The 19,657-nt window shown below is 67.4% G+C and carries 19 protein-coding genes; 12 read left to right on the top strand and 7 right to left on the bottom strand.

Annotated features, from left to right (window positions below):
- Positions 1-185 precede the first annotated feature (185 nt).
- Genes K343_RS0118990 through K343_RS0118980 form a run of 3 tightly spaced genes read right to left on the bottom strand, consistent with a single transcriptional unit; the run spans position 186 to position 3,534 of the window.
- Positions 186-1,247 (bottom strand): PilT/PilU family type 4a pilus ATPase, encoded by a 1,062-nt coding sequence (locus K343_RS0118990; protein WP_043113166.1) that lies wholly within the window; start codon positions 1,245-1,247, stop codon positions 186-188.
- Between the two features lie 49 nt (positions 1,248-1,296).
- Positions 1,297-2,463 carry a PilT/PilU family type 4a pilus ATPase gene (locus K343_RS0118985; protein ID WP_028009403.1) on the bottom strand — a complete coding sequence of 389 codons (1,167 nt, stop codon included), beginning with the start codon at positions 2,461-2,463 and terminating at the stop codon, positions 1,297-1,299.
- A gap of 27 nt (positions 2,464-2,490) precedes the next feature.
- Positions 2,491-3,534, bottom strand: coding sequence for a type IV pilus twitching motility protein PilT (locus tag K343_RS0118980; protein ID WP_028009402.1), 1,044 nt, complete (start codon positions 3,532-3,534; stop codon positions 2,491-2,493).
- A 132-nt stretch (positions 3,535-3,666) separates the two neighbouring features.
- On the opposite strand from K343_RS0118980, the gene K343_RS0118975 reads away from it, so the two are divergent.
- Together K343_RS0118975 and rpiA are read left to right on the top strand one after the other, a co-directional pair.
- Positions 3,667-4,380, top strand: a complete 714-nt coding sequence (locus tag K343_RS0118975; RefSeq protein ID WP_028009401.1) for a YggS family pyridoxal phosphate-dependent enzyme — start codon at positions 3,667-3,669, stop codon at positions 4,378-4,380.
- An 81-nt stretch (positions 4,381-4,461) separates the two neighbouring features.
- A complete protein-coding gene (rpiA, locus tag K343_RS0118970) occupies positions 4,462-5,127 on the top strand; it encodes a ribose-5-phosphate isomerase RpiA (protein WP_028009400.1) in 666 nt (221 codons plus the stop codon).
- 184 nt (positions 5,128-5,311) lie between these two features.
- Here rpiA and K343_RS24715 read toward each other — a convergent pair whose 3' ends face one another.
- Together K343_RS24715 and K343_RS0118960 are read right to left on the bottom strand one after the other, a co-directional pair.
- A complete protein-coding gene (locus tag K343_RS24715) occupies positions 5,312-5,473 on the bottom strand; it encodes a hypothetical protein (protein WP_154662655.1) in 162 nt (53 codons plus the stop codon).
- Positions 5,474-5,476: 3 nt separating this feature from the next.
- Entirely contained in the window at positions 5,477-6,901 is a 1,425-nt protein-coding gene (locus K343_RS0118960) for a DEAD/DEAH box helicase (RefSeq protein WP_245585248.1), read from the bottom strand.
- Positions 6,902-7,180: 279 nt separating this feature from the next.
- Between K343_RS0118960 and K343_RS0118955 the strand changes: the two genes are divergently transcribed.
- The 10 genes from K343_RS0118955 to ptsP all read left to right on the top strand — a co-directional run bounded on the left by K343_RS0118955 (position 7,181) and on the right by ptsP (position 14,948).
- Positions 7,181-7,666, top strand: a complete 486-nt coding sequence (locus tag K343_RS0118955) for a DUF4399 domain-containing protein (RefSeq protein ID WP_028009398.1) — start codon at positions 7,181-7,183, stop codon at positions 7,664-7,666.
- Between the two features lie 52 nt (positions 7,667-7,718).
- On the top strand, positions 7,719-8,489 hold the full coding sequence (locus tag K343_RS0118950; protein WP_028009397.1) for an SDR family NAD(P)-dependent oxidoreductase: 771 nt from the start codon (positions 7,719-7,721) through the stop codon (positions 8,487-8,489).
- 34 nt (positions 8,490-8,523) lie between these two features.
- A complete protein-coding gene (locus tag K343_RS0118945; RefSeq protein ID WP_028009396.1) occupies positions 8,524-10,011 on the top strand; it encodes an RNA polymerase factor sigma-54 in 1,488 nt (495 codons plus the stop codon).
- Positions 10,012-10,060: 49 nt separating this feature from the next.
- Positions 10,061-10,384 carry a ribosome hibernation-promoting factor, HPF/YfiA family gene (hpf, locus tag K343_RS0118940; RefSeq protein WP_020649687.1) on the top strand — a complete coding sequence of 108 codons (324 nt, stop codon included), beginning with the start codon at positions 10,061-10,063 and terminating at the stop codon, positions 10,382-10,384.
- Positions 10,385-10,452: 68 nt separating this feature from the next.
- On the top strand, positions 10,453-10,911 hold the full coding sequence (locus K343_RS0118935) for a PTS sugar transporter subunit IIA (RefSeq protein WP_028009395.1): 459 nt from the start codon (positions 10,453-10,455) through the stop codon (positions 10,909-10,911).
- A 66-nt stretch (positions 10,912-10,977) separates the two neighbouring features.
- Positions 10,978-11,535 carry a hypothetical protein gene (locus tag K343_RS0118930; RefSeq protein WP_245585247.1) on the top strand — a complete coding sequence of 186 codons (558 nt, stop codon included), beginning with the start codon at positions 10,978-10,980 and terminating at the stop codon, positions 11,533-11,535.
- Positions 11,536-11,581: 46 nt separating this feature from the next.
- Positions 11,582-12,469, top strand: coding sequence for an RNase adapter RapZ (rapZ, locus tag K343_RS0118925; RefSeq protein WP_028009393.1), 888 nt, complete (start codon positions 11,582-11,584; stop codon positions 12,467-12,469).
- A 55-nt stretch (positions 12,470-12,524) separates the two neighbouring features.
- On the top strand, positions 12,525-12,929 hold the full coding sequence (locus tag K343_RS0118920; protein ID WP_028009392.1) for a PTS sugar transporter subunit IIA: 405 nt from the start codon (positions 12,525-12,527) through the stop codon (positions 12,927-12,929).
- Positions 12,930-12,940: 11 nt separating this feature from the next.
- Positions 12,941-13,207, top strand: coding sequence for an HPr family phosphocarrier protein (locus K343_RS0118915; RefSeq protein ID WP_028009391.1), 267 nt, complete (start codon positions 12,941-12,943; stop codon positions 13,205-13,207).
- Between the two features lie 10 nt (positions 13,208-13,217).
- Complete coding sequence (gene ptsP, locus K343_RS0118910) at positions 13,218-14,948, top strand: phosphoenolpyruvate--protein phosphotransferase (RefSeq protein ID WP_028009390.1); 1,731 nt, start codon at positions 13,218-13,220, stop codon at positions 14,946-14,948.
- A 143-nt stretch (positions 14,949-15,091) separates the two neighbouring features.
- On the opposite strand, the gene K343_RS0118905 is transcribed toward ptsP, so the two are convergent.
- Together K343_RS0118905 and K343_RS0118900 are read right to left on the bottom strand one after the other, a co-directional pair.
- Positions 15,092-16,021 (bottom strand): response regulator transcription factor, encoded by a 930-nt coding sequence (locus K343_RS0118905; RefSeq protein ID WP_028009389.1) that lies wholly within the window; start codon positions 16,019-16,021, stop codon positions 15,092-15,094.
- The gene (locus tag K343_RS0118900; protein WP_051278724.1) at positions 16,018-19,431 is read right to left on the bottom strand and encodes a hybrid sensor histidine kinase/response regulator; all 3,414 of its coding nucleotides are present in this window, start codon (positions 19,429-19,431) and stop codon (positions 16,018-16,020) included. The genes K343_RS0118905 and K343_RS0118900 overlap by 4 nt, the downstream gene beginning before the upstream one ends.
- Positions 19,432-19,657: the final 226 nt, after the last annotated feature.

Below are 19,657 nucleotides of genomic sequence, written 5' to 3'. Positions count from 1 at the left end.
CGGTAGTTATAGTTCGGTTCAGATCGGCGCCCAGCTGGCGGCTGGGGCTTTCCTGAACCTCGAAAAGCGCGCGATTCTAGCGGGCGGGAGAAGCCGGCGCAAGGCCGATGCGGACAAGCGCCGCCATCCATGACGCGACATCGCCTCTCCATCGCGCCCCGTCCCGGCCATTCACGGCCGGGCGTTCACCCGAAATTGATCTTCGCCTCCAGGTTGGTCCGCGAGTCGGCGTTGGTCAGTGCCTCGTCGAGCGAGATCGTGCCCTGCTTGTAAAGGTTCAGCAGCGACTGGTCGAAGGTCTGCATGCCCCTGTCCGAGGACTGGTCCATCGCGCCGCGGATCTCGTCGATGCGCTTGTGCAGGATCAGCTCCTGGATGAACGGCGTGTTGATCATCACTTCCATCGCCGCGCAGCGCCGGCCGTCGCTCTGCCGCACCAGGCGCTGTGAAACGATCGCGCGCAGCGTCAGTGACAAGTCCATATACAGCTGTTCGCGCAGATCGTCGGGATAGAGGTTCACGATGCGCTGCAGCGCCTGATAGGCGTTGTTGGCGTGCAGCGTGGAAATCGCCAGGTGGCCGGTATTGGCCAGCTGGATGCAGGCGTCCATCGTCTCGCGGGTGCGCACCTCGCCGACGAGGATGACGTCCGGCGCCTCGCGCAAGGAACTCTTCAGCGCACGCTCGTAGCTGACCGTGTCCTGGCCGACCTCGCGCTGGTTGACGATGCTGCGCTGGTTCGGGTGAATGAATTCGATCGGATCTTCGATCGTCAGGATGTGCCCGCTCTGCGTCTGGTTGCGGTGATTGATCATCGCCGCCAGCGTCGTCGATTTGCCCGAGCCGGTGGCGCCGACCATCAGGATCAGGCCGCGCTTCTGCGCGATCAGCTCCTTGAGCACCGGCGGCATGCCGGGAATTTCGTCGAGACTGGGCACCTGCGAGCGCACGTAACGCATCACCATGCCGAGCGAGCCGCGCTGGTGGAAGATGTTGACGCGGAAGCGACCGAGGCCACCGGCTTCGGTCGCGATGTCGATCTCCAGGTTCTGGGCGAGATACTGCTGCTGCTCGGGCGTCAGGATGCTGTCGATCAGCTCGTGGATGAATTCGCGGGTCAGCGCCGTCTTGCCGATCGGATACAGCTCCCCTTCGACCTTGATCTGCGCCGGCGCCCCGGCGGTGAAGAACAGGTCGGAACCGTTCTTTTCGACGCACAGCTTCAAGTACGGCAGGATTTTCAGCATCCCCTTCCCCGTGGATGACCTGGTTGCAGCGACATCGGGCGCAGCTTCTTCAGCGGCGCATCACCGTGGCGCCGTCGTCGTCGAGCATGCGCATGCGCTTGACGCCTTCGTCCTCGAGCAGGTTGGCGCGCGCGCGGGTCGACTCCAGCTTGACGCGCAGGCGCAACTCGTTCTGCGAGTCGGCGTTGCGCACCGCTTCTTCGTAGCTGATGACGCCGGCCTCGAACAGATTGAACAGGTATTGATCGAAGGTGATCATGCCCTGCTCGTTGGAGCGCGCCATCACTTCCTTGATGCCGGCGACCTCGCCCTTGAAGATCATGTCGGAGATCAAAGGCGAGTTGATCATGATCTCGATCGCCGCGGCGCGGCCGCCGCCGTCCTTGCGCACGAGCCGCTGCGAGATGATGGCCTTGAGGTTCAGCGACAGGTCCATCAGCAGCTGCTCGCGCTTCTCCTCCGGGAAGAAGTTGATGACGCGGTCGAGCGCCTGGTTCGCCGAGTTGGCATGCAACGTGGCGAGCACGAGATGGCCGGTTTCGGCGAAGTTCACCGCGTATTCCATGCCCTCGCGGGTGCGGATTTCGCCGATCAGGATGACGTCCGGCGCCTGGCGCAGCGTGTTCTTCAGCGCCGCCTCCCACGAAAAGGTATCGGTGCCGACCTCGCGCTGCGTGATCATGCAGCCGATGTGCGGATGCACGTACTCGATCGGGTCCTCGATCGTGACGATGTGGCCGCGCGAGTTCTGGTTGCGATAGCCGACCATCGCCGCCAGCGAGGTCGACTTGCCCGAGCCGGTCGCGCCGACCATCAGCACCAGGCCGCGCTTCTCCATGACGATCTTCTGCATCTGCAGCGGCAGGCCGAGCTGCTCGAAGGTCGGGATTTCGGTGTTGATCGTGCGCAGCACGCCGCCGACGCGCCCCTGCTGCACGAAGGCATTGACGCGAAAGCGGCCGATGCCCGGCGGCGAGATCGCGAAGTTGCACTCGTTGCTGGCCTCGAACTCCTTGATCTGCCGGTCGTTCATCAAAGCGCGCATGATCATCGCCGAGGCTTCGGGCGGCAGCGGCTTGTCGGCGACCGGCGTCATCTGGCCGTCCTGCTTGATCGCCGGCGGGAAGCCAGCCGAGATGAAGAGGTCCGAGGCCCCCTTCTGCTTCATCATCGTCAGCAGCTGCTGAACGAGCTTGATTGCCTGTTCGCGGTCCATCGTGTCTCCCCCGTCGCGTCCCGCGCCTTAGTTCAGCGAGAAGCTGCGCGGGTCGGCCGACTTCAGGCGCGCTTCCTCGATCGTCGTCATGCCCTTCTTGACCAGTTCCTTGAGGCACTGGTCGAGCGTCTGCATACCTTCCTTGCCGCCGGTCTGGATCGCCGAGTACATCTGCGCGATCTTGTTCTCGCGTATCAGGTTCCGGATCGCCGGGGTGCCGATCATGATCTCGTGCGCGGCGACGCGACCGCCGCCCTTCTTCTTCAGCAGTGTCTGCGAGATGACGGCGCGCAGCGACTCGGACAGCATCGCACGCACCATGTCCTTTTCGGCGGCGGGGAACACGTCGACGACGCGGTCGATGGTCTTGGCGGCCGACGAGGTGTGCAGCGTGCCGAACACGAGATGGCCGGTCTCGGCGGCGGTCAGCGCCAGGCGGATCGTCTCCAGATCGCGCATTTCGCCGACCAGGATCACGTCCGGGTCCTCGCGCAGCGCCGAACGCAGCGCCTCGTTGAAGCCCAGCGTGTCGCGATGCACCTCGCGCTGGTTGATCAGGCACTTCTTCGACTGGTGCACGAACTCGATCGGGTCCTCGACGGTGAGGATGTGCCCGTACTCGTTCTCGTTGACGTGGTCGACCATCGCCGCCAGCGTCGTCGACTTGCCGGAGCCGGTCGGCCCGGTGACCAGAACGATGCCGCGCGGATACTCGGCGATGTCCTTGAAGATCGCCGGGCAGCGCAGATCCTCGAGCGTCTGGATCTTCGACGGAATGGTGCGGAACACCGCGCCGGCGCCGCGCGAGGTGTTGAAGGCGTTGACGCGAAAGCGCGCCAGGCCCGGAATCTCGAACGAGAAGTCGGTCTCCAGGAACTCGTCCCAGGCCTTGCGCTGCTTGTCGTTCATGATGTCGTAGACCATGTCATGAACGTCCTTGTGCGCCAGCGCCGGCAGGTTGATGCGCTTGACGTCGCCGTCGACGCGGATCATCGGCTCGACGCCGGCCGAGAGATGGAGATCGGACGCGCCCTGTTTGACGCTGAACGTCAGCAACTGCGCGATATCCATTTAAGCACGCCCCCGAGGCAAAACTGCTGTCAGCTGTTGTCTAATGTCGCCCCGTCCAGGCGACCCTGCCCGGCAACGCTCGATGGCGATACAAGGCCGACGACGTTATCGGCAATCCCGACCGCAATCAACATGGCCGACATCGAATCCAATCTCGCCGCCGTACGCGCCCGCATCGCCGCAGCCTGCCGCGCCGCCGGCCGCGCCGCGGATACCGTGCAGCTGCTGGCCGTCAGCAAGACGTTCGGCGCCGACGCGGTGCGCGCCGCGCATGCCGCGGGGCAGTCTGCCTTCGGCGAGAACTATGTGCAGGAGGCGCTCGACAAGCGGGCGCAATTGTCCGACCTGGCGCTGGTCTGGCACTACATCGGCCCGATCCAGTCGAACAAGACGCGGGCGATCGCCGAGTCCTTCGACTGGGTGCACGGCATCGACCGCGAGAAGATCGCGCTGCGCCTGTCCGAGCAGCGCCCGCCGTCGCTGCCGCCGCTGCAAGTCTGCGTGCAGGTCAACATCTCCGGCGAGGCCAGCAAATCGGGCTGCGCGCCGGCCGATGCGCCGGCGCTGTGCCGCGCCGTGGCGGCGCTGCCGCGGCTGCGGCTGCGCGGCCTGATGGCGATTCCGGCGCCGGCCGCCGAGGGCAGCGATCCGCGCGCGCCGTTCCGCGCGCTGCGCGCGCTCTACGAATCGCTGCGACGCGAGGGGCTCGAACTCGATACACTTTCGGCCGGCATGTCGGACGATCTCGAAGCAGCGATCGCCGAAGGCTCGACGCTGGTCCGCATCGGCACCGCGATCTTCGGCTCGCGGCCGCGCGCGCAGGCCGAAGCGCCGCGTCCGCATTGATGGCGGCCGGCCACAGCCGCCGATCGGCCGCGCCGCGCTGACGATGGCGGCGCCCTCTTTCACGTCACGAACCGGTACATCATGAATCCGCAAGATCTCGCCAAGCGCCAGGCCGCCGAAGCCGCCCTCGCCTACGTCGAACCCGGCGAAGTGCTCGGCGTCGGCACCGGCTCGACCGTCAACCTCTTCATCGACCTGCTCGCCGAGAAGAAGCTCGCGCAGGACGTCAAGGGCGCGGTGTCGTCGTCGAACGCCAGCACCGAGCGGCTGAAGAAGATCGGCATTCCGGTGCTCGATCTCAACAAGACCGGCACGCTGTCGATCTACGTCGACGGCGCCGACGAGGCCAACAAGCACTTGCAGCTGATCAAGGGCGGCGGCGCGGCGCTGACGCGCGAGAAGATCGTCGCCGCGGCGAGCCGCAAGTTCGTCTGCATCGTCGATCAGTCGAAGCAGGTCGACGTGCTCGGCAAGTTCCCGCTGCCGATCGAAGTGATCCCGATGGCGCAGTCCTACGTCGGCCGCGAGCTGGTCCGCTTCGGCACGCCGGTGCTGCGCGAAGGCGTCGTCACCGACAACGGCAACGTCATCATCGACCTGCACGGCCTGAACATCGTCGATCCGGTGAAGCTCGAAACCGAGATCAACCTGATCACCGGCGTGGTCTGCGTCGGCCTGTTCGCCCGCCGCCCGGCCGACGTGCTGATCGTCGGCACCCCGGACGGGGCCAGGACCCTGAAACCCTGAAGCCCTGAAGCACCGGCCCGGGGTTCCGGTTCGGGGTTCCGGTTCGGGGTTCCGGTTCGGGGTTCCGGTTCGGGGTTCCGGTTCGGGGTTCCGGTTCGGGGTTCCGGTTCGGCCGGATCACGCAAAAGGCCGCGCAGAGCGCGGCCTTTTGCTGTGCGGCGGAAGGATCGGGCGCGCGCGTCTTCTAATGGACCTTGCGCGACTTGCCGGCGCGATGCTCGGCCGATTTCTGTGCGCGTCCGCCGCTGCCATACGCACCGCTGCCGAAGCGCGACGGCGGGCCGTAGGTCTTCTGCGGCTGCTCGCGCTTGGGCTTGCCCGCCTTTCTGTCGTCGTCCTTGCTCATGGATTAAGCGTTACCTCCGTTGCGTCCACCGCCGCCCTGGCCCCGGCCGCGACCGCCGCGGCCGCGGCGTCGGCCGCTGCCCGGCTGCTGGCCGTGCCCCTGACCATGCCCCTGCCCGGCACCGTGACCCTGGCGTCCCTGCGGCTGCGCCGGCGAACCCTGGCGCGACTGACCGCCCTGGCCCTTGCCCTGCCCGCCGCCCGAGTGGCGGCCACCGCCGCGCTGCGGACGCGGCGGACGCGGCGCTTCCGGCTCGGCCGGTTCCGACGATACCGTGCCGCGCTCGAAGCCGTCGACCTCGAAGCCCGGCAGCTGCTTGCGCAGCAGCTTCTCGATGCCGCGCAGATCGTCGCGCTCGTCGGGACTGACCAGCGAGAACGCCTCGCCGACGTTGCCGGCGCGGCCGGTGCGGCCGATGCGGTGCACGTAGTCCTCGGGCACGTTCGGCAGCTCATAGTTGACGACATGCGGCAGCTGGTCGATGTCCAGGCCGCGCGCGGCGATGTCGGTGGCGACCAGGATGCGCACCACGCCGGCCTTGAACTCGGCGAGCGCCTTGGTGCGCGCGTTCTGGCTCTTGTTGCCGTGCAGCGCGGCGGCGTTGATGCCGGCCTTGATCAGCTTCTCGACGAGGCGGTTGGCGCCGTGCTTGGTGCGCGTGAAGACCAGCGTCTGCTGCCAGTCGTAGCCCTTGGCCAGATGGATCAGGAGCTCGGTCTTGCGCGCCTTGTCGACGAAGATCACGCGCTGCTCGACGGTCTCGACCGCCGAGTTGCGCGGCGCGATGTCGATCGTCACCGGCGCGTTGAGCAGGCCCTCGGCCAGCTTGCGGATGTCCGGCGAGAAGGTCGCCGAGAACAGCAGGTTCTGACGCTGTTTCGGCAGCAGCGCGATGACGCGGCGGATGTCGTGGATGAAGCCCATGTCGAGCATGCGATCGGCTTCGTCGAGAATCAGCGTCTCGACCTGCGACAGATCGATGGTCTTCTGGCTGACGTGGTCGAGCAGGCGGCCCGGCGTGGCGACGACGATCTCGGCGCCGCCGGCCAGCTGCTCGATCTGCGGATTGATGCCGACGCCGCCGAAGATCAGCACCGTGCGGATGCCCGGCAGGTGGCGGCCGTAGGTCCGCACGCTGTCCTGCACCTGGGCGGCGAGTTCGCGCGTCGGCACCAGCACCAGCGCCAGCACCTGCTTGCGGCTGGCGCGCTTGCCGGCCTTCTTCAGGCGGTTCAGCAGCGGCAGCGTGAAGGCGGCGGTCTTGCCGGTGCCGGTCTGGGCCGCGGCGAGCAGATCGTGCCCGGCAATGACCTGCGGGATGGCGCGGGCCTGGATCGGTGTCGGCTGAGTATAGCCCTCGTCGGCGACCGCGCGCACCAGTTCGGACGCAAGGCCCAGCTCCGCGAAGGAAGAAAGTTCGGATGACATGAAAAAACTCCTGAACGCCTGCTGCGCGGATCGCTCCACGGACCGGTTCAGGTCGTATTGCTGTTCGGGAAGAAAGCGCCGGCGGTCGGGCCGCCAGCGGCGCCTGGAGCGGAAATTCGTCGGCCGATCAAGGCCTTCGTCCGAGCGCGTCAACCGGTGGACGCCTCACAAGCGGCGCGCAGTATAGCGGCGCGCCGGCGTTTCACCTAATCTTGGCTTCAGGCGATACGCAAATCGCGTGCCGCTCCGGACATGCTTTATTCGAACAGGACACATTTCATGAAGAAGATGCTTGCCCTGGCCGTGCTGGCCTCCCTCGCCGCGCTTCCCGCTCATGCCGACAGCTGGAAGGACCTCAAGAACGCCGCCAAGCAGCAGGCCTCCGACAAGGCCGCCGAAGAGCTCGGCCTGGCCACGCCGGCGCCGGCCAATGCCAAGGTCTACTTCATCAATCTCAAGGACGGCGACACCGTCAGCAGCCCGGTGAAAGTGCTGTTCGGCCTGTCCGGCGCCGGCGTCGCGCCGGCCGGCGTGAACAAGGAAAACACCGGCCACCATCACCTGCTGATCGACAGCCCGGAGGTCGACCTCACCAAGCCGCTGCCGGCCAGCGATCAGGTCAAGCACTTCGGCGGCGGCCAGACCGAAACCAGCATCGAGCTCAAGCCGGGCAAGCACACGCTGCAGCTGGTGTTCGCCGACTGGAAGCACCAGCCGTTCAATCCCTCGGTGCAGTCCGAGAAGATCACGATCACCGTCAAATAAGCCCTCAAACGGTGCGGCCGCCTCGCGCGCCGCACCTTCGGTACGCTCCCCCATGCAGATTTCCGATTGCTGTTTCCTCGTCGCCGGCGGCGCGTCCGGCCTCGGCGCGGCCACCATCCGTCGCCTTCATGAAGCCGGCGGGCGCGTCGTCGTCGCCGACCTCAACGCCGCGGCCGGCGAGGCGCTCGCCGCCGAACTCGGCCCGCGCGCGCGCTTCGCGCGCTGCGATGTCACCTCCGAAGCCGACGCCGGCGCCGCGGTCGCCACCGCCGTCGAGGCCTTCGGCGCGCTGCACGGCCTGGTCAACTGCGCCGGCATCGCCACCGGCGAGAAGGTCATCGCTCGCGACGGCAGCGCCGCGGCGCTGGCCGGCTTCGCCCGCGTCATCAACATCAACCTCGTCGGCAGCTTCAACATGCTGCGCGTCGCCGCCGCGCAGATGGCCCGCCAGGCGCCGAACGCCGACGGCGAGCGCGGCGTGCTGATCAATACCGCGTCGGTCGCCGCCTTCGACGGCCAGATCGGCCAGCCGGCCTACGCGGCGTCCAAGGCCGGCGTCGTCGGCATGACGCTGCCGCTCGCCCGCGAGCTAGCGCGCTACGGCATTCGCTGCATGACGATCGCGCCGGGCATTTTCGAGACGCCGATGATGGCGGGCCTGCCGCCCGAGGTGCAGGAATCGCTCGGCAAGACCGTGCCGTTCCCGTCGCGTCTCGGCCGCCCCGACGAATATGCCCGCCTCGTGCAGAGCATCGTCGAGAACCCGATGCTCAACGGCGAATGCATCCGCCTCGACGGCGCGCTGCGCATGGCGGCGAAGTGAAGGGTCCGTTCCCCGCATCACACGGACGTCAGGCATGAAGTCCACGCTGGGCCTGCGCTTCGGGCAGTCGCTGACGATGACCCCGGCGCTGCAGCAGGCGATCCGCCTGCTGCAGCTGTCCAGCCTCGACCTGCAGCAGGAGATCGAACAGGCGCTCGAATCCAACATCCTGCTCGAACGCGAAGACGGCGCCGAGCCGCTCGAAGCCGAGGTCACGGCCGCCAGCAACGAGCCCCCCGGCGAGGGCGAGGCCGCGGCCGAGCCGGCCGGCGACCCGAAGAGCCTCGAACTCGGCACCGAGAACGCCGAAATCCCGGCCGATATGCCGGTCGACGCCGACTGGGGCGACGTCTACGACGAAAGCTCCGCCGGCAGCGGCAAGGGCGGCGGCGACGACGACGAGCTGCGCGACTTCCTCGAAGCCAACCTGCACAGCCGCAAAAGCCTGCACGAGCACCTGATCGAGCAGGCCCGCACGGCGCCGTTCACGGCTCGCGAGGCGGAGCTCGCCGAACACCTGATCGACTCGATCAACGAAGACGGCTACCTCGACGACTGGCCGGAGCTGGCGGCCCGCCTGCAGGCCGACTTCGGCGCCACGCCGGAGGAACTGGAGACGGTGCTGCAGAAGATCCAGGACTTCGAGCCGACCGGCGTCGCCGCCCGCGATCTCGGCGAGTGCCTGCGCCTGCAGCTCGAACTGATGCCGGCGCGCACGCCCGGCATCAACACCGCGCTCCGGCTGGTCGGCGAGCAGCTGAACCTGCTCGCCCGCCGCGACCCCGCGGCGCTGGCGCGCGCCACCGGCCTGCCGCTGGTCGAGATCGAGCCGGCGCTGGCGCTGATCAAGACCCTGCAGCCGCATCCGGGCCGGCCGTTCCAGGCGCACGAGCCCGATTACGTCACGCCTGACGTCTTCGTCAGCAAGAAGAACGGCCGCTGGATCGTCAGCCTGAACCCGGAGCACACGCCGCGCCTGCGCCTCAACAACCAGTACCAGAGCATGATCCGCCGCGCCGACAGCTCGCGCGATCAGCTGGTCCTGAAGCAGCACCTGCAGGAGGCGCGGTACTTCCTGAACAGTCTGGAGGCACGCAATGAAACTCTGTTGCGGGTCGCACAGTCGATAGTTGAAGAGCAGCGCGCTTTCTTGGATTATGGACCCGAGGCGATGCGACCGATGGTACTGCGCGACATCGCCGAACAGCTGGGCATACATGAATCGACCGTTTCGAGAGCCACAGCGAACAAATACATGCTCACGCCGCGTGGGCTGTATGAACTCAAGTTTTTCTTTTCCAGCCACGTGCAGACGACCGGCGGCGGCGTCGCTTCGGCCACGGCCATCCAGGCCATGATCAAGCGCATGATCTCCGCCGAGGACGCGTCGCGTCCGCTTTCCGACGCCACGCTGTCGGATCTGCTCTTGAAGGAAGGCATACAGGTTGCAAGGAGAACGGTAGCGAAGTACCGCGAAGGCCTGGGGATCCCCCCCTCGCACGAGCGCAAACCGCCGGTCTAGCGCCGGCACCCAGAGGCAGCATGGCCGCAAGGCCTAGAGGAGCGAATCGATGAACCTGAACATCTCCGGTCACCATGTCGACGTCACCCATCCGATGCGCGAATACGTGATGACGAAGCTCAAGCGACTCGAACGACACTTCGACCACCTGATTTCAGCGGAAGTCATTCTCTCCATCGACAAGCTCAGCCAGCGCGCCGAAGCCACCGTGCATGCCTGCGGCGCCAACCTGCACGCCGCCGCGATCGAAGAAGACATGTACGCGGCGATCGACCTGATGGCCGACAAGCTCGACCAGCAGACCCGCCGCCACAAGGAAAAGGTGCGGGATCACCGCCAGAAGGAAGCCCACAAGCGCATGGCGCTTGAGTAGAATCCCGGGTTCCGAGGCCCGGCCCACCGTGGGCCGGGCTTTTTTATTGGAAGAGGACTCCCCCAAAAATGAAGATCGCCGACATTCTGTCCGCTGAGCGGGTCAGCCTCGGGCACACCTTCACCAGCAAGAAAAAGGCGCTCGAGGAACTCTCCCAGCTGCTGGCGCGCGGTGCCGAAGGGGTCTCGGCGGCCGATATCCTGGCCAGCCTGTCGGCCCGCGAAAAGCTGGGCAGCACCGGACTCGGCCACGGCGTCGCCATCCCGCACGGCCGCATCGCCGGCGTCAGCGACAGCGTCGGTGCCTTCATGCGCCTCAAGCACCCGCTCGACTACGAAGCCCACGACGGCCATCCGGTCGACCTGATCTTCGGCCTGCTCGTGCCGCAGGGCGCGACCGAGGCCCATCTCAAGCACCTCGCCGCGATCGCCGAGATGTTCTCCGACGAATCGTTCTGCAAGAAGGCGCGCGAGGCCGCCGACGATCGCGCGCTGTTCCAGCTGATCGCCGACTACAAGCCGGCCTGATCGTCCGGGCGCGGCGCGGCCCGCTCCCGGCGCGAGGGCGCACACATGCCCGGCAGCATTCCCGCCGTGACCCTGCATGGTGTGTTCATGCGGGTCTACGACACCGGCGTGCTGCTGACCGGCGCCAGCGGCGTCGGCAAGAGCGAGCTGGCGCTGGAGCTGCTGGCGCGCGGCCATCAGCTGGTCGCCGACGACGCCGTCGATTTCTCCCTGCGCCGCGGCTTCGTCGTCGGCCGCGCGCCGCGCCTGCTGCGCGGCTTCCTCGAGGCGCGCAGCCTCGGCATTCTCAACATCAGCCGCCTGTACGGACCGCATAGCGTGGCCGGCCACTGCAAGCTCGATCTGGTGCTGCGCCTCGAGGCCCCGCGCGTCGCCTGGGACAGCGGCCTCGAGCGGCTCGGCGGCCGGCGCAGCACGGCGACGATCCTCGGCGTCGAGCTGCCGGAAATCACGATTCCGATCCGCCTCGGGCATAATCTGGCGGTGCTTGTCGAAGCGGCCTGTCGCGACCTGCATCTGCGCCTCGGCGGCTACCGCGCCGACGTCGACCTGATCGAGCGGCAGTCACGCGAGATTCACAGGCAGGAATTGCGCGAAGAACGCAAGCACGACACGCCGACCTGAACCTCCACCGCATGCGCGCCCGCCACCGCGTGACCGTCCATCGCCCATGAAACTGGTCTTCGTCAGCGGTCTGTCCGGCGCCGGCAAAACCGTCGCCCTCAAGCAGTACGAGGACATCGGCTACTACTGCATCGACAACCTGCCGCTGCAGCTGGTCGGCCCGTTCATCCGCCGCGCGCTGCGCCGCAGCGACGGCCGCTACGAACGCCTCGCGATCGGCATCGACGCGCGTGAGAGCCCGCGCGAGATCGCCCGCTTCCCCAAATACCTCGAGTCGCTGCGCGCGCAGGGCATCGAAGTCAGCGTGATCTTCCTGCGCGCCGACGACTCGGTGCTGCTGCAGCGCTACTCCGAGACCCGGCGCCGGCACCCGCTCGCGCAGGGCGACTGCTCGCTGACCGAGGCGATCCGCCAGGAGCGCCAGCTGCTGGCGCCGATCGCCAATGCCGCCGATGCCACGATCGACACCTCGCTGAAGAACCTGCACGCGCTGCGCGAGGAGATCCAGGGCCTGGTGCCCGGCGGCGGCGGCAAGCTGTCGCTGATGTTCATGTCGTTCGGCTTCAAGAACGGCATTCCCGAGGACGCCGATTTCGTGTTCGACATCCGCACGCTGCCGAACCCGCACTGGCAGCCCGAGCTGCGCAAGCTCACCGGCCGCGACGCGCCGGTCGTCGAATGGCTGGAGCAGCACGACATCACCGCGCGCCTGTACGCCGACATCCGCGGCTTCCTCGAACGCTGGCTGCCCGAATACCAGAAGCAGGACCGCGCCTACCTGACGGTCGCGATCGGCTGCACCGGCGGCCAGCACCGCAGCGTCTACTTCGTCGAGAAGCTCGGCGAGACGTTCCGTGGCCGATTCGATAATCTCGCGATCCGCCACCGCGAGCTGTGGACCCGCCTCGGCGACGCCGGCGCCAAGACTCCGTGATCCGCATGACGCCTCCTTCGTCCCCGCCCCGTCGCCGCTGCCGCAGGAACCGCGCATGAGCGTCGGCGTGCTGCTGGTCATGCACGGCAAGCTCGGGCACCACCTGCTCGACACGCTGCGCGACATGATGGGCGAGCTGCCGCTGGCCGCCGACGTGCTCGAAGTGCGGCGCGTGCAGGCGCACGAGGTGCTGATCAACCAGGGCCGCAAGATGATCGAGCGGCTCGACTCCGGCGCCGGCGTCCTGATGCTGACCGACGCGTTCGGCTCGACACCCAGCAACATCGCCAACAAGCTCACCGTCGACGAGCGCACCGCCGTGATCGCCGGCGTCAATCTGCCGATGCTGGTGCGCATCTTCAACTATCCCAAGCTCGCGCTGCCGGAGATGGTCCGCAACGCCGTCGAAGGCGGCACGCGCGGCATCGTCGTCAGCCACCCGGCCGAGCCGGGCTCATAGGAACACCTTCCGTGGAACGTACCGTCACGATCGTCAACCTGCTCGGCCTGCATGCGCGCGCCGCGGCGCGCCTGGTGACGCTGGCCTCCAAGTTCGAATCCGACATCCGCGTGCGCAAGGACGCCCGCGAGGTGAGCGGCAAGTCGATCATGGGCGTCATGATGCTGGCCGCCGCCAAGGGCTCGCAGATCACCCTGATCGCCGAAGGGTCGGACGAGCAGCAGGCGCTCGACGAGCTGTCGGCGCTGATCGCCGACAAGTTCGACGAAGAAAACTAGGCGCCCGCGCATGAGCCTCTGGCTTTCCGGCGTCGGCGTCTCGCGCGGCATCGTCATCGCCCGCGTGCAGAAGCTGCATGCGGGCGAACTCGACATTCCCGAGCGCACGCTCGCCCCCGGCGACATCGAAGGCGAGATCGTGCGCTTCGTCGGCGCCCAGCGCCGCGCCCGCGAGCAGCTGCGCGAGGTGCGCGAGAAGATTCCGGCCGGCACGCCGGGCGATATCGCCGCCTTCATCGACACGCATATCCTGATGCTCGATGACCGCTCGATCACCGACACCACGGTCGCGCACATCCGCAACCAGCACATCAACGCCGAAGCGGCGCTGCGCAAGACCAAGGATGCGCTGATCGCCGTCTTCGAGCAGATGGACGATCCGTACCTGCGCACGCGCAAGGACGACGTCGAGCACGTCTGCGCGCGCATCCAGCGCGTGCTGCTCAAATCCGAGCGCCAGCTGCCGCAGAAGAGCGGCGCCGAGCCCTACGTCACCGTCGCCGACGACATCACGCCGGCCGACATCATCCTGCTCGCGCAGCAGCATGTCGCCGCCTTCGTCACCGAGTATGGCGGTCCGCTGTCGCACACCGCGATCCTCGCGCGCAGCCTCGGCATTCCGGCGATCGTCGGCCTGCGCGACGCGCGCCGCCTGCTGCGCGAGGGCGAGGAGATCATCGTCGACGGCGAGGCCGGCCACGTGCTGGCGACGCCGGACGACATCGCGCTCGACTTCTATCGCGCCAAGCAGCGCCGCCAGGCGCAGTACCGCGCCGGCCTCGTGCGCCTGCGCGGCCGCGCCGCGGTGTCGCGCGACGGCGTGCACGTGAAGCTGCTCGCCAACATCGAGCTGCCGGAGGACGCCAGGGTGGCGGAGGAGAACGGCGCCGAAGGCGTCGGCCTGTACCGCACCGAGTTCCTCTACATGAACCGCCCCGATCTGCCGAGCGAGGACGAGCAGCTCGACGCCTACGCGCGCATCGTCTCGGCGATGTCCGGCCCGATCACGATCCGCACGCTCGACCTCGGCGCCGACAAGCAGGTCGACTCCGGCCGCTCGCCGGGGCCGACGCCGAACAACCCGGCGCTCGGCCTGCGCGCGATCCGCCTGTGCCTGAAGGAACCGGAGCTGTTCCGCACCCAGGTCCGCGCCCTGCTGCGCGCCTCGCGCCTCGGCCGCATGCAGATCATGTTGCCGATGATCTCCAACCTGCAGGAGCTGCGTCAGGCCAGCGCCGTGATCGCGGCCGCCCGCGACGAACTGCTCGGCGAAGGCCGCGAGATCGGCGACGACGTCGCGATCGGCGTGATGATCGAGGTTCCGGCCGCGGCCCTGGCCTCGCCGATGCTCGCCCGCCACGCCCGCTTCTTCTCGATCGGCACCAACGACCTGATCCAGTACACCCTGGCGATCGACCGCGTCGACGACGAGGTCAACTATCTGTACGACCCGCTGCATCCGGCCGTGCTGCAACTGATCAGCCGCACCATCGAAGCCGGCGCCGGCGCCGACATCCCGGTGGCGATGTGCGGCGAGATGGCCGGCGATCCCCGCTATACGCGGCTGCTGCTCGGCCTCGGCCTGACCGAGTTCTCGATGCATCCGGCCAGCGTGCTGGAGATCAAGCGCAACATCATCGACGCCGACGTCGGCCGCCTGCGCGCCGCTGTCGCCGAGCTGCTGCGCTGCACCGAGCTGCAGGAGATGCGCGACCGCATCGCGGCGCTGGATGAGATGTAGAACAGGCTCGTCGGCAATAGCGGCCCGCCGAATCCGTCATCGCGAGCGCAGCGAAGCAATCCGGTGCCGGGATCAAATCTAGCTGTGCAGCCGGATTGCTTCGCTGCGCTCGCAATGACGATGAAGCGGATTGCCCGATCAGCTCACTGCGCCAGAATCCGCACCGCGCGCGCCGTCGCCGAGGCGCGGTTCTCGACGCCGAGCTTCTCGAACACCTGCTCCAGATGCTTGTTCACTGTGCGCGGGCTGATGCCGAGAATCTCGCTGATGTCGCGGTTCGATTTGCCGCGGCTGATCCACAGCAGCACTTCGGCCTCGCGCTGCGTCAGCGCCAGCGTCGACAGCAGCAGCTGGGTCTGCTGCTGCAGCTGTTCTTCCGGATTGCTCGCTTCGCGCAGGCGATAGAGAAATTCGTCCGGCCCCGTCGAACTGACGTACGAGAATTCGAAACGGCGACCGTCGGCGACGCTCAGCGTCACCTGCATCGCACCGTCGTCGCGCAGGGCGGCGAGCTGCTGCGAGATGTCCGCCGTCAAGCGCAGCATCTCACCGCCCTGCGGCAGCAGTTCGGCGAGCAGACGTTCGGCGCGCGGCGTGCACCACAGCAGACGGCCACTGCGATCGGTCGACAGCAGGAAACGTCCGGTTGCATCGAGCGCGCTGCGCGAGGCATGCGCACTGCGCGCGTTGGCCAGATGCACGCGGATGCGCGCGAGCAGTTCGCCGATCACGATGGGCTTGGTCACGTAGTCGACGCCGCCGGCCTGCAGGCCGCGCACGACGTCTTCGGTTTCCGACAGGCCGGTCATGAAGATCACCGGCACGTGCGACAGCATTTTCTCGCGCTTCAGGCGGCGGCAGGTCTCGAAGCCGTCGATGCCCGGCATCACGGCGTCCATCAGCACCAGGTCGGGCGTGATCTCGTCGAGCAGCGCCAGACAGCCCTCGCCGCCGTTGGCGACCAGCACGGTGATGCCGGCGCCTTCGAGCGTGTCGGTCAGCAGGCTCAGGCTTTCCGGCGTGTCGTCGACGACGAGCACGATATCGCGGCGACCGCTCTGCAGGTCGTTCATGAAGCGGCTCCGTCGTTGCGCGCCGCTTCGAGCGTGCGCGCGTAGGCTCCGAGGTCGAAGCGAAGGACCATCTCCTGAAGGCTGGCCGTGAACACCACGTGCGCCGAATCTTCAGCCTCGATCTCGCGCAGCTTGGCCTGAATGCCGCGCACATGACCGATGCGGCCGAGCTGAATCAGATCGTCGAGATGGCGGCGGCACCCCGGCGGCACCACGAACGGCTGCTCCGGGCCCGGCGCGGCGACATCGTCGGCGTACTGCCAGCTCAGACCGAGCAGCGCGCCGATGCGGTCCATGAAGAAATCGATGTCGAGCGGCTTTGTCAGGAACGCGTCGTGCGCCTCGCCGGCTTCACCACCGCGGCGCAACTCGTAGGCATTGGCGGAGACGATCATGATGCGCAGCGTCGGCAGATCGAGCGCGCGCAGCGCCTCGGCTACCTGCCAGCCGCCGAGGCCCGGCATCGCGAGATCGAGCGTCGCCAACTGCGGCCTGCACTGCCGTGCCAGTTCGACGGCGGCTTCGCCATCGCGCGCGGTGAACAGATCGAAACCCAGCGGCGCGAGCAGATTGCGCAGCAGATCGAGATGCGCCGGATCGTCGTCGACCAGCAGCACGCGGCGGCGTTCGCCCTCGTAACCGACGATGCGCCGACGCGGCGGTGTCGCGCGCTGGTTCCGGGTCGCCGCCGACAGCAGCAGGCGCACCGAAAAGCGGCTGCCCTCGCCCGGCGTGCTGTGCACGGCGATCTCGCCGCCCATGATCTGCACGAGGACGCGGGTGATCGCCAGACCCAGACCGGCGCCCGGCGTGGCGCGCGCACCGGGCATGCCGCCGCGCTCGAACGGCATGAAGATGCGTTCGCGATCCTGCGGACGGATGCCGATGCCGCTGTCGGCGATCTCGAACTCCGCCACCTGCGTGCGATAGCGCACCGTCAGTGATGCGTAGCCGCGGTCGGTGAACTTGATCGCGTTCGACAGCAGGTTGATGAGGATCTGGCGCAGGCGCTTCTGGTCGGTGTGCACCAGCGGCGGCAACCAGGCCGGGCGCTCGTAGCGGAAGTCGATGCCCTTGGCCGAGGCCTGCAGACGGAACATGTCGACGATCTGTTCAAGGAATTCCGGCAGACGCACATCGTCGCGCTTGAGGCGCAGCTGGCCGCTCTCGATCTTGGAGATGTCGAGCATGCCGTCGACCAGATTCGACAGATGCTCGGCGCTGCGGCGGATCACGCGGATCGCGCTCTGCGGCGGGGCGCCGGGTTCGCGTTCGAGCAGCTGCGCGTAACCGTAGATCGAATTCAGCGGCGAGCGGATCTCGTGGCTGATGCCGACGACGTAGCGGCTCTTCGCCTCGTTGGCCGCCTCGGCGGTTTCCTTGGCTTTCTGCAGCGCGGCGTCGGTACGCTCGTGCGCTTCGATCTCGTCCATCAGCATCGTCGTCTGCCGCGCCGATTCGCCGAGTGCGGCGTTGCGGCTTTCTTGCGCGAGGACCAGCAGCCACGAAGCGACGCCGGAGATGATCAGCAGGCTGAGGAAGACGATCCACAGCGTGTTGCCGATCACCGTGCGCGCCCCGGGCGCAACGGCGGCGTACTGCAGGTAGATGAATGACAGCAGGCAGCCGACCGCCAGCGTGAACAGGAACAGGATGCCGAGGAAGTGCCCGATGCTGGCCAGACGCACCGAGCGGCCGAGCCGCTGCGGCAGGATATTGCCGAGCACGCGCGCGATCTGCTGGCCAAAGCGGCTGTCTTCCTTGCAGACATCGTGGCAGCGCGCTTCCAACGTGCAGCACAGCGAACAGATCGGCCCGCTGTAGGCCGGGCACATCGCCATGTCGCTGCGCTCGAAGCGGTTCTCGCAGATCACGCAGCGGATTTCGTGCTCGCCCGGAAGATCATCCGGCTGGCGTGCGAGGTAATAACGGCCGCGCGTGGCGATCGCGATCAGCGGTGCCAGCACGAAGGCGACGCCGAAGCCGATGAACGGCGACAGCACCTGCGGCAGCGGCCCGAACCAACCGAAGAACGCCGCCGCCGACACGGCGATCGACGCCAGCATGCTGCCGACGCCGACCGGATTGATGTCGTACAGATGCGCACGCTTGAACTCGATGAACGACGGCGATAGCTTCAGCGGCTTATTGACGACGAGATCGGCCGTCAGCGCGCCGATCCAGCCGACCGCGAAGTTCGCGTACAGCACGAGGATGCCCTCGATCACGCGCACGATGCCGATCTCCATCAGCAGCAGCGCGAGCAGGACGTTGAACACCAGCCAGACGACGCGGCCCGGATGCGCGTGCGTCAGCCGCGAGAAGAAGTTCGACCACGCGATCGAGCCGGCGTAGGCGTTGGTGACGTTGATCTTGATCTGGCAGGTGACGATGAATACGCCGGTCAGCAGCAGCGCGGTCGTCGGCGAGCCGAGCATCTCGCGAAAGGCGACGAAGAACATCTGCACCGGCTGCGCCGCCTCCTCGGCCGGCACGCCGTTCTGCAGCGCGAAGTACGCGAGCAGGCCGCCGGCAGCGAGCTTGAGGCCGCCCATGAACACCCAGCCCGGCCCGGTCGTCAGCAGCGCACTCCACCAGCGCCAGTTGCCGACGCGGCGACGGTCCGGCAGGAAACGCAGGTAATCGGCCTGCTCGCCGATCTGCGGCAGCAGCGACAGCAGCGTCGATGCGGCGATCGCGAACAGCGAGATGTCGAACGCCCCGCCGGCGCTGCCGTGCGTGCCGCCGAAGTGGCCGAGATCGGCCAGCTCGTCACGGTGATAGATCAGCAGCCAGGCCAGCGGCGCGAGCTGCAGGATCAGCCATACCGGCTGCGTCCACAGCTGCACGCGGCTGATCAGGCTGATGCCGTAGATCGCGATCGGGATGATGACCAGCGCGCTGACCAGATGCGCGATCCACAGCGGCATGCCGGTCACCATGTGCAGGGCCTGCGACATGATGCTGGCTTCGATCGAGAACAGCAGGAAAGTGAACGAGGCGTAGATCAGCGAGGTGATCGTCGAGCCCATGTAGCCGAAGCCGGCGCCGCGCGTCAGCAGATCGATGTCGAGACCGTAACGCGCTGCATAGGTCGCGATCGGCAGGCCGATGACGAACATCAGCGCACAGACCACGGCGATCGCCCACATCGCATTGGCGAAACCAAACTGCAGTGTCAGACTGCCGCCGATCGCCTCGCAGGCAAGGAACGAGATCGCGCCGAGCGCGGTGCTGGCGATGACGAACGAGCCGCGCTTGCGCGCCTTCTCGGCGGTGTAGCGCAGCGCGTAGTCCTCGAGCGTCTGGCTCGCGGCCCACTTGTTGTACTGGCGCCGTTCGCGAACGATGCGCTGACGTGGCGTCGCCCCCGCCTTCGCCGCCGCGCCCGATTCCCCCTTCGTTGCCACGCCCCCTCCCACGCCGAGTCGCTCCGTCCGTCGCCGTGCGTCAGGCGCACGCGTATGCCAAACCTCCCGCCATCGTCAGCATGCCGGCGGCACGCGCGAGCCACCGGCTCCTGCATTGTGCAGCGTACCCGATGCCGAGGCCGGCGCCACGCGGCGGCGGTGCGCGCTGCTCCGCAAGACCCGGCCGGCGATGTCGTACAAGCCTTATGCCGGGGATGAGAAATGT

Source organism: Solimonas flava DSM 18980, assembly GCF_000426685.1.
In the GTDB taxonomy this organism is placed as follows: Bacteria; Pseudomonadota; Gammaproteobacteria; order Nevskiales; family Nevskiaceae; genus Solimonas; species Solimonas flava.
This window is presented reverse-complemented; position numbering and strand designations above follow the sequence as displayed.